Origin of the sequence: Bradyrhizobium sp. NAS96.2, from assembly GCF_001908235.1 — a bacterium.
Taxonomy (GTDB): Bacteria; Pseudomonadota; Alphaproteobacteria; order Rhizobiales; family Xanthobacteraceae; genus Bradyrhizobium.
In genome coordinates this window covers 1-861 of sequence record NZ_LGHK01000371.1, presented here as the reverse complement: position 1 = coordinate 861, position 861 = coordinate 1, and the positions used below count along the sequence as shown (strand labels likewise).

The 861-nt window shown below is 66.8% G+C and carries 1 protein-coding gene and 1 pseudogene; both read left to right on the top strand.

Annotation, left to right across the window (positions count from 1 at the left end; translation table 11 throughout):
* Positions 1-233, top strand: a pseudogene (locus AC628_RS41375) (2-hydroxy-acid oxidase); the annotation flags it as partial.
* Positions 234-366: 133 nt separating this feature from the next.
* Positions 367-861: 4Fe-4S dicluster domain-containing protein (locus AC628_RS41370; RefSeq protein ID WP_143202102.1), on the top strand; the 495-nt coding region annotated here is incomplete at its 3' end.

The window sequence follows — 861 nt, the reverse complement described above, 5'->3', positions numbered from 1 at the left end:
GGCTGATCTGGGCCGCGGTGCCGCCGAGCGCAGACGCGCAGGCCACCCTGGTCCGCGGCCAGGTCGAGGCGATCGGCGGACACGCCACCCTGCTCCGCGCCACCGAGGACATGCGCCGTGCGATCGATGTGTTCCAGCCGCAACCTGCCGGGCTTGCCGCGCTCGGTGAACGGGTGCGGGCGAGCTTCGATCCGAGGTCGATCCTCAACCGCGGCCGGATGACCAAGGCATGATCCGGAAAAGTGCGAAGCGGTTTTCCCTCGCGACAAACGCGGAACACGTTTGCGCGGAGATCATGCCCAAACAAGGAGCTGAAGCGCGATGACGATTCTACCTCATCTCATCGCGCTTTAGAGGCGGGGGTGCATGAAGACCGAGTTTACCCTGGCGCAGCTCGCCGATCCCGACATCCAGGAAGCCGACAAGATCCTGCGCGCCTGCGTGCATTGCGGTTTCTGTACCGCGACCTGCCCGACCTATGTGCTGCTCGGCGATGAGCTCGATAGCCCGCGCGGCCGCATCTACCTGATCAAGGAGATGCTGGAGAAGGACAAGCCGCCGACGGCTGAGGTGGTCAAGCATATCGACCGCTGCCTGTCGTGCCTTGCCTGCATGACCACCTGCCCGTCGGGCGTGAACTACATGCACCTCGTCGACCAAGCCCGGGTCAGGATCGAGCGGGATTATCAGCGGCCGCTGACCGAGCGGATGCTGCGGTCGGTGCTCGCCCTCGTGCTGCCGCGGCCGGGCCTGTTCCGGATCAGCATGATCCTGGCCGGGCTCGCCCGTCCGTTCGCCGCGCTGCTGCCGACACCGTCGGTCGGCGCGTCGAGCCCCGGCCTGCTGCGGCGGATCAAGGCG